Source organism: Mitsuaria sp. TWR114 (assembly GCF_007997345.1).
On the sequence record NZ_VOSR01000778.1, the window covers coordinates 2,646 to 9,728 of the forward strand.

The window sequence follows — 7,083 nt, forward strand, 5'->3', positions numbered from 1 at the left end:
TTGCGACGCGTCGCCGGGCGATGGACGGGTCTTGCTGTCGGCCATGTCGGTCTCCTGGTCGTGGAATCACTCCCCGTCCGGCAAGCGGCCGGCCCGGCGCCGGAACGGGACTTGCCGCTGCCCGCCGCATGCAAGCCTGGAAGACCCGATTCAACGTCCTCGATGCCGACCTGCTGTTGTGGGGTCAGTTGTTGCTCGGCGCACTGGCCGTGGTGGCGGGCGCGCTGCTGCTGCACGCGATCCTGCGGCCGATCGCGCTGCGGCTGACCCGGTTCTCGCCGCTGCTGACCGCGGTGGTGAAACGCTGCGACAACCCTGCGCGCTGGGCGCTGCCGCTGATCGGCCTGCTGATCGCCGCCCAGGGTGTGCCCGATACCGTCGCCGGCATCGGCGGCGTGCAACACCTGCTGGGCGTGCTGACCATCCTCGCGCTCGCGGCCGTCGGCGCGGGGGCGATCACCGGCGTCGCGCAGGGCGTGGCGCTGATGCATCCGGCCGACGTCGAGGACAACCTCGCGGCACGCCGCATCCAGACCCAGACCAAGGTGCTCGCCCGCGTGGCCAAGGGCGCGGTGATGCTCACCGCGCTGGCCTTCGTGCTGATGACCTTCCCCCGCGCGAAACAGGTCGGCGCCAGCCTGCTGGCCTCGGCCGGCATCGCCGGCCTCGTCTTCGGCCTGGCCGCGCGCTCGGTCTTCGGGAACCTGCTCGCCGGCCTGCAGATCGCCATGGCCCAACCCATCCGGCTCGACGACGTGCTCATCATCGAAGGCGAATGGGGGCGGGTGGAGGAAATCACCTCCACCTACGTCGTGCTCAAGGTCTGGGATGAACGCCGGCTCGTCATCCCGCTGCAATGGTTCATCGAACATCCATTCCAGAACTGGACGCGCACCAGCGCCAGCATCCTCGGCACCGTGATGCTGTGGGTCGACTTCACGCTCCCAGTCCAGGATCTGCGGGAGAAGGCCATGGCGATGTGCAAAGCTTCAGCCCACTGGGACGGCCGCGTCTGCGGCGTGCAGGTCGTCGAGACCACCGAGCGCACCATGCAGATCCGCGTGCTGGTCAGCGCGAAAGACTCCGGGAAAGCCTTCGACCTGCGATGCGAGTTGAGGGAAGGGCTCATCGCCTGGCTGCAGAAAACCTATCCGCAGTCGCTGCCCAGGGTGAGGGCGCTTGTGGAAGACGTGCCAGCGCCGGCGGCACCCGTCATCAAACCCTCGTTGCCGCCGTCGCCGGCGCCTTGAAGGCGGGGTGTCTGTTTGGTGAGGGGCGGCATGCGGAGACCGAGCGCCGCTCAGTCCGACCGGGTCCCCTTTTCTCCATCTCCCTCCTTTGGCGGCCGCCCCGGCCGCCAAATTCCCTCCTTAAGTTCCGAAAAGGGGACCCGGTCGGACTGAGCCCGAAGCACTGGCGTCCTGCGACGAGGCGTGCGTGTCAGGGGCGGGCGAGGGCGCCGGAGCTGTCGAGGTGCGAGAGCATCAGGCGCAGGACGTCGTCGATCTCCGACTGCTCCTGCAGGTAGTAGCGCGCGTGGCTGTGGTCCAGGCGAGGACCGATGCGCACCGTCACCCAGTCGTCGCCCGCACGCTCGAAGGCAGGCTCGTCGTTGGTGTCGTCGCCGACGTAGAAACCAGCCTCGGCACCGTAGCGGCGGGCCAGGCGCTGCATGGCGTCGCCCTTGTCCGGCGCGTTCTCGACCAGGATGTTGACCACGCGCTTGCCATGCTCCGCCTCGACGCCCGGCGGCAACTCGCGCATGAGCGTCGCGATCGCCTCGCGCGCCAGCACCGGGTCGGGCGCCAAGCGGTAATGGATGGCGAGCGAGGCGCCCTTGTCCTCGATGCTCGCGCCCGCGTCGGCCAGCATCGGCGCCAGGCGCCGCGCCCGTTCCCGGAAGGCCTCGAGCGTGGTGACCAGGCGCGGGTCCGGGCCGTCGAACTCGTCCTCCGCGCCGTGGTTGCCGACGATGTGCGTGGGCTTGAAGCCGAGCCGGTGCCGGACGTCCAGGACCTGGCGGCCGCTGACGACCGCGATCGGCACGCGCTCCGCGAGCCGCGCGAGCAGGGCCGCCGTGCGCGCCGGGATGCGCGCCTCGTCCGGATGCATGACGATGGGCGCGAGCGTGCCGTCGAAATCGAAACCAAGCAGCGGTCGGCGGGTCATGAGGCGGGCGAGCGCGGCGCGGCCCTCCGCGTCGAGCAGGTATCGCACCGGCTTCATGGCGTGAGGGCCTCCTCGCCGGACTCGCGCGCACGGCGCTGCACGCGCCGTGTGATGCGCTCACGCAGCCGCCACTGGCCGGCATCGGTCAACATGCGGCCGGCCCAGCGGTAGACGTTGAACTCGCGCACCGTCATGCGCAGGCTGGCCATGCGCTCGCGCTGCTCCTGCGGCGGCATGGTGGCGGCGCGGTGCAAGGCATCGGTGGTTTCCTCGACGTGGTACGGGTTGATGACCAGCGCCTCCGGCAGCTCGCGCGCGGCGCCGGCGAAGCGGCTGAGGATGAGCACGCCCTGGTCGTCGTCTCGCGCGGCGATGAATTCCTTGCAGACGAGGTTCATGCCGTCGTGCAGGCTGGTGACGACGCACATGTGGGCTGCGCGGTAGAGCTCCATCAGCGCGGAGTGGTCGTGGTGCTCGGCCAGCAGCAGCACCGGCTTGTAGCCCGCGCCGCCGAAGCGCAGGTTGATGCGCTCGGTGACGCGGTGGATGCGGTCCTGGAACTCGCGGTATTCCTCCAGCGCGCTGCGCGTGGGCGCGGCGACCTGCACGAGGACGAAGCGGCCCTGCCACTGCGGGTACTTCTCGAGCAGGCGCTCGACCGCGTGCAGCCGCTCCAGGATGCCCTTGGTGTAGTCGAAGCGGTCGACGCCGACCGCCATGACGGTGTCAGGCGCCAGTCCCAGCCGCTCGAAGACCGCCGCGCGCGCGTCCGCCGGCGAGGGCCAGCCGGCGCGTTCCTCGTCGGTCGGCCAGGCGATGGAGATGGGGTAGCTCTGCACCAGCGTGGGCTCGCCCTGGTAGCTGATGGTGGAGTGCTCGTGTTCGATGCGGGCCTCCAGGTAGCGGTCCACGGTCTCGGTGAAGTTCTTGCAGTGGAAGCGGGTGTGGAAACCGAGGATGGTGCTGCCCAGCATCCCCTGCAGCAGCTCGCGCCGCCATGGGCAGATGCCGAAGGATTCGGGGTTGGGCCAGGGGATGTGCCAGAAGGTGATGATCGTGGCCTTGGGCAGCTTCTCGCGCACCATCGCCGGCAGCAGTGCGAAGTGGTAGTCCTGCACCAGGACCACGGGGTCGTCGCCGCGCGCCTCGGCGACGACGGCGTCGGCGAAGCGCTGGTTGACCGCGCGGTACTGCGCCCAGTCGGATTCGCGGAAGACCGGTCGCACGTGGGCGACGTGGCACAGCGGCCAGAGGCCTTCGTTGGCGAAGCCCTGGTAGTAGCCGCGCTCTTCCTCGTCGCTGAGCCAGATGCGGCGCAGCACGTACTCCTGCGTGTCGGGCGGGACGGCGACGCGGTCGTTGGCGTCGACGACGTCCTGGTCCGCGCTGCCGCTGCCGTGCGCGATCCAGGTGCCGGAGCAGGCGCGCATGACTGGCTCGACCGCGGTGACCAGGCCGCTGGCGGGCCGGCTGACCGAGATGCCGCCCGGGCCGCGCTGGTGGATGTAGGGCTCGCGGTTGGAGACGACGATGACCTGGTCGCCGCGCAGCTGCGTGCGCAGCAGGCCGCGCAGGCGGTCGGGGTCCCAGGGCGTGAGCGGGCCGTGCTCGCGGTAGAGGTTGTCCTCGAGCTCGCGGATGTGCTGCCGGATCTCGACCTCCAGCGGCTGCAGCTCGGGCGGCGCGGTCTGCGGGCCGCTGCCGTCGGAAGCGGCGCCGCCCAGCAGCGGCCGCACCAGGCCCTCGCCGCGCAGGATCGCGCGCATGCCGGAGACCCAGCCGCGCCAGCTCAGCTGCGCCACGACCATCGTGATGCCCGCGACCGCCAGGCCCAGCACCGTGATGAAGATGATCATGTAGCGCCGCGTGTCCAGGCTGCGGCGGTCGGGCAGGCTCAGGTCGTGCAGCAGCACGAGGCGGTCGGAGTCGGCCTGCTGCGGATTGACCGGGAAGACGCCCACGTGCACCGCGCCGCTGGCCAGCTCCAGCCGCGGATCCTTGCGCGCGGCGGTGATCTCGGCCTCCTTGCAGCCCAGCGTGTCGGGGAAGCCCTTGGTGCTGAGCACCTGCGTGCCGTCGGCCGCGCACATGGCGATGCCCACCAGGCGCTCGTCGAGCACGCCGCGCTCGAGCAGGTTGCGCAGGCGGTCGCGCTTGGCGGTGGGATCGATGTCGGCGATGGCGACGGAGAGGGTCTTGGCGACCATCTCGCCGCGGGCGCTCAGGTCGCGCGAGAACCAGCGCAGGGTCATCCGGTCCAGCAGCGGCAGCGCCAGCAGCGCCGCGACGGTCAGCGTGATCAGCAGCGGAACCAGGAAACGGATCTGGAGATGCAGCGACTTCATGCGCGGCTGCCCGCGCGTCGGGGCGCAGGGTCTGCCAGGACGTCGAAGTCCTCGTCGTAGTCGCCGTAGTCGCTGTCGTTCTCAGCGTCCGCGCCGGCGCGGGGATGGTCGCGCAGCGCGTGCATGCCGCCCAGCGCCAGGCCGGCCGCGAAGCCGCCGTAGATCATCAGCAGGCTCATCGCCGAAGGCGGGCGCGTGCCGGAGGCGGTGGCGCGCTTGTCGGCGCCAGGGGTGAGCACGCTGGGCGTGACGACGCGGTCGACGCCGACCGCGACGGCCGTGAGCAGCAGCGCGTCGGTGACGGCGTTGCCGCGGGTGGGGCGGTCACGCAGGGCCCGCAGGCGGTCGTAGAGCGCGCCCCACACCAGGCCGGTGGCGGTGTGTAGCAAAAGGTTGGCGGCGGAGGATTTCAGCGGCGGACGGCCGACGCGGTACTCGGAACGACCGACCAGATGGGCATGGTCGGACCGGCTGCCGCGCAACAGCGCCAGCCCCGAGAACAGGCTGGCCAACACGCCGTCGGCGCATGCCCGGCGCAGCGCCGGGAGCAGCAATGCATTCAAAGGCGACTCCTGTGACAGAGGGAAACAAGCCCCTGTCATTGGCAATCGCCGTGCCGCCCGATGCTGGTGCGCGCCTCTCTCCGAACGCACCGCCCGCGATTCGCCCGCTCGCCCAGCCGCCCGAAGTCAGTTGATGGCGGTGGGCGGCGGCATGTAGGGCGGCTCGCGCACCGGGATCGGGTTTTCGCCGGGGATGGGCGGATCGATGACGTCGGGCGGCTGGTCGTCCGGCTCCGGCGTGGGGCCGTGCGGCGGCGGCGGCACGAAAGGCACCTCGTTCGGATGCGGCGGGCTGGGCGGCACCGTGTGGGCGTGGAGCGGCGGAGCGAATGGCGTCATGAGCGGTCCTTGTGTCGCACGGGTGCCTGCAAGCGGCGCGCCCGGTTTCAAGTGGCGGCTTCGCCGCCATGGAGGCGCGCAGCCCGGTCCGGCGCTTGCCGAATCCCGGCATCGACGACCGTTCCCAAGGAGTACCCCATGACGACGAAGACCGCGAAGGACACCGTGGAGAAGCAGCAGCACGTGCAGCATCAGCAGGACGTCAAGGACCAGGAGAAGCAGGCCAAGGAAGCCGGCAGGAAGTCCTCGAAGGACGAGCCGGTGCAGGCCGGCGCGCGCGAGCAGCCCAGCCGCTTCCCCACGCAACACCTGGACAAGCCGGGCGAGGAGGGCGATCTCGACCTCGCGCCGCGTTTCCTGGCGCCGGACTACCGCGGCAGCGGCAAGCTCGAGGGCATGACGGCGATCGTCACCGGCGGGGACTCCGGCATCGGCCGCGCGGTGGCGGTGCTGTTCGCCCGCGAGGGCGCGGACGTGGCCATCGTCTACCTCAGCGAGGACGAGGACGCGCGCAAGACCGCCAGCCATGTGGAGGCCGAGGGCCGCCAGTGCGAGCTGATCAAGGGCGACGTGCAGGACCGGGAGTTCTGTCGGCAAGCAGTGCAGAAGGTCGTGCAGCGCTTCGGACGGCTGGACGTGCTGGTCAACAACGCGGCCTTCCAGGAGCACGCCGAGACGCTGGCCGACCTGACCGAGGAACGGCTGGAGCTGACCTTCCGGACCAACATCTTCGGCTACTTCCACATGGCGCAGGCGGCCTTGCCGCACCTGAAGCAGGGCGCGAGCATCATCAACACCGGCTCGGTGGTGGGCCTGCGCGGCAGCGCGACGCTGCTGGACTACGCCTCGACCAAGGGCGCGATCCATGCCTTCACCAAGTCGCTGGCGCAGAACCTGCTGCCGCAAGGCATCCGCGTCAACGCGGTCGCGCCCGGGCCGGTGTGGACGCCGCTCAACCCGGCCGACTCGCCCGCCAAGAAGGTGTCCGAGTTCGGCGCCACCAGCGACATGAAACGCGCCGCGCAGCCCGAGGAGCTGTCGCCGGCCTACGTCTACCTCGCCTCGCCGGTGTGCTCGGGCTACGTGACCGGCATCGTGCTGCCGGTGACCGGCAGCGTGGGCGCCATTTGAGGATAAGCCCGACGCCGCCTTCCATGCCGCCTTCGACCTTGGCTCCGACGCCGGCTCCCCCAGCGCACTCCGAGCGACGCGCCGGGGGGCGATGCGCGGCCGCTGTCCCCGGATCGGGGACGGCACCGCGATTGCCCGGAGCCTGTCGACGGCGGTTCCCCGCCCGCGCCACCCGTCCTCCGGAAGTTCCAAGGAGACCCGCCTCATGAACGACAAGGCCTTCGAGACGCCCTGGCACCTGGTGTGGTGCGCCGACGTCGCGAGTCAACGCCTGCTGCATGTCAGCGCCTCGGTGGAAGGGCTGCTCGGCCTGACCCCGCAGGCGTTGCTCGACGACCCGATCCAGTGGAACCACGCGGTGCTGCCGGCCGATGCCGGCGAACTGCCGCGGCCGTTCTGCGCCGACGATCTGCCGCATGGCGACGGGCATGTGCGCGAGTACCGGATGATCGGCGCCGACCTGCACCTCTACCGCGTGCGCGACCGGCGCTTCCGGCGCCGCGATCCGCTCAGCGGCGAGCTGCGCACCCTGGGCG

General features: G+C 70.8%; 7 protein-coding genes. 3 read left to right on the forward strand and 4 right to left on the reverse strand.

Going from position 1 to position 7,083, the window contains the following annotated elements:
* Positions 1–128 precede the first annotated feature (128 nt).
* Positions 129–1,250, forward strand: a complete 1,122-nt coding sequence (locus FUT87_RS24040) for a mechanosensitive ion channel family protein (protein ID WP_091724783.1) — start codon at positions 129–131, stop codon at positions 1,248–1,250.
* Positions 1,251–1,440: 190 nt separating this feature from the next.
* On the opposite strand, the gene otsB is transcribed toward FUT87_RS24040, so the two are convergent.
* From otsB to FUT87_RS29320, 4 genes are all read right to left on the reverse strand, one after another.
* On the reverse strand, positions 1,441–2,226 hold the full coding sequence (gene otsB / locus FUT87_RS24045; RefSeq protein ID WP_147242624.1) for a trehalose-phosphatase: 786 nt from the start codon (positions 2,224–2,226) through the stop codon (positions 1,441–1,443).
* Positions 2,223–4,514 carry a trehalose-6-phosphate synthase gene (locus FUT87_RS24050; RefSeq protein ID WP_147242625.1) on the reverse strand — a complete coding sequence of 764 codons (2,292 nt, stop codon included), beginning with the start codon at positions 4,512–4,514 and terminating at the stop codon, positions 2,223–2,225. The genes otsB and FUT87_RS24050 overlap by 4 nt, the downstream gene beginning before the upstream one ends.
* Positions 4,511–5,077, reverse strand: coding sequence for a hypothetical protein (locus FUT87_RS24055; protein ID WP_147242626.1), 567 nt, complete (start codon positions 5,075–5,077; stop codon positions 4,511–4,513). The genes FUT87_RS24050 and FUT87_RS24055 overlap by 4 nt, the downstream gene beginning before the upstream one ends.
* 126 nt (positions 5,078–5,203) lie before the next feature.
* On the reverse strand, positions 5,204–5,416 hold the full coding sequence (locus tag FUT87_RS29320; RefSeq protein ID WP_175538128.1) for a hypothetical protein: 213 nt from the start codon (positions 5,414–5,416) through the stop codon (positions 5,204–5,206).
* Positions 5,417–5,554: 138 nt separating this feature from the next.
* Here FUT87_RS29320 and FUT87_RS24060 point away from each other — a divergent pair, with 138 nt between their 5' ends.
* Together FUT87_RS24060 and FUT87_RS24065 are read left to right on the forward strand one after the other, a co-directional pair.
* Entirely contained in the window at positions 5,555–6,547 is a 993-nt protein-coding gene (locus FUT87_RS24060) for an SDR family oxidoreductase (protein WP_217648416.1), read from the forward strand.
* 205 nt (positions 6,548–6,752) lie between these two features.
* Positions 6,753–7,083 (forward strand): PAS domain-containing protein (locus FUT87_RS24065; protein ID WP_147242627.1); only part of this gene is annotated, 331 nt, incomplete at its 3' end.

Bases quoted from the DNA above. Each gene is read 5' to 3' on its own strand.
- FUT87_RS24060 (WP_217648416.1), top strand. From the start codon at position 5,555: ATGACGACGAAGACCGCGAAGGACACCGTGGAGAAGCAGCAGCACGTG.
- FUT87_RS29320 (WP_175538128.1), bottom strand. From the start codon at position 5,416: ATGACGCCATTCGCTCCGCCGCTCCACGCCCACACGGTGCCGCCCAGC.
- FUT87_RS24040 (WP_091724783.1), top strand. From the start codon at position 129: ATGCAAGCCTGGAAGACCCGATTCAACGTCCTCGATGCCGACCTGCTG.
- otsB (WP_147242624.1), bottom strand. From the start codon at position 2,226: ATGAAGCCGGTGCGATACCTGCTCGACGCGGAGGGCCGCGCCGCGCTC.
- FUT87_RS24050 (WP_147242625.1), bottom strand. From the start codon at position 4,514: ATGAAGTCGCTGCATCTCCAGATCCGTTTCCTGGTTCCGCTGCTGATC.